Below are 1,191 nucleotides of genomic sequence, written 5' to 3'. Positions count from 1 at the left end.
GAAAGTGAGCTGGTGGATGTGTATTTTCAGCCAATTATTGAAACGCGAACCGGCAATGTGGTGAAGTTCGAGGCATTAGCGCGCTTCTATCACGAAAACAGCGAGTACAGCACGCAAGAGATGATTTCCATCATTGAAGACCTGGAGTTGATCGCTGCGCTGGATGACGTTGTTTGCCAAACCGCGCTGAAGCAGTGGTCACATTTGCAAAAAATCTATGGCGAAAATATCGGACTTTCCATTAATCGCTCGTTGAATACCAAGTTGGATTCATTGCAAGTTCTCCAGCGATCGCTCGATTTGATTAAAGCCAGCGATGTAAACCCAAAACTGGTGACTATTGAGTTAACAGAAACCGCGTATTTCGAGCAAGATGAAGAACACGCGTTTGCGTTAGAACAGATTCGCCAAGAGGGCATTCAAATTGCGATTGACGACTTTGGTACGGGCTACTCTTCGTTTTCTTATTTGGAAGAAGGGCAATTTGATGTACTAAAAATCGACCGCAAGTTCGTCAAGAATATTCATGAGGGTAGTACAAGTTATAACATCGTCAAAACCATTACCGATTTGGCACACAAGCTGAACGTCGAGGTGGTTGCCGAAGGTGTCGAGTCACAACGCGAGCTCGAAGTGTTGGCTGGTATTGGTGTTGATTACATGCAGGGTTTCCTCTTTTCTCAGGCATTGCCAGTCGTGCTACTCGATACCGCTCAAGCACATGACACACTTTTTAATGGTGTCATGGTTAAACCGACTCAAGATGCGATGTTACAGTCGTTATGTCATCACGATGTGCGCCGACTCGACCCAGGTGAACCGCTGTCTTTGGCGGTGGAATACATGAATCTGAGCCCAAGTGCACCTTTGGTGGTCATCAATGAAAACCGCTGCGTTGGGTTGATCACCAAAGAGCAAGTCAACTTGCACATGACGCCAGCGATGGGGACAGATTTAGAAACCGAGCGCGAACATCGACTTTGGAAACGGCCAGTCAATCAGGTGATGAGCACCGCATTTGAGCAAGTTGACGCCTGTTTGCCAGTAGCGGCCATTCGAGACTTGATCAAAGCTGGTATAGGCTTCCCTTGGATCTTGTGCGACGCCAAAGAAGAATATCGTGGGCTACTCACTCAAGATGATGCCTTGCAGTATCTGGCTTCTTGCTAATGACTAGGTCAAGTATTGCTG

Annotated in this window: 1 protein-coding gene; it reads left to right on the top strand. The window is 47.0% G+C overall.

The features are described 5' to 3' along the window. A partial coding sequence (locus R7044_RS24130) for an EAL domain-containing protein (RefSeq protein ID WP_225455865.1) occupies positions 1-1,170 on the top strand: 1,170 nt, incomplete at its 5' end. Between the last annotated feature and the right edge of the window lie 21 nt (positions 1,171-1,191).

It is taken from the genome of Vibrio sp. 1402, assembly GCF_033340275.1.
The sequence above is the reverse complement of the archived record's forward strand: the minus strand, read 5'-3'. Positions and strand labels throughout refer to the sequence as shown.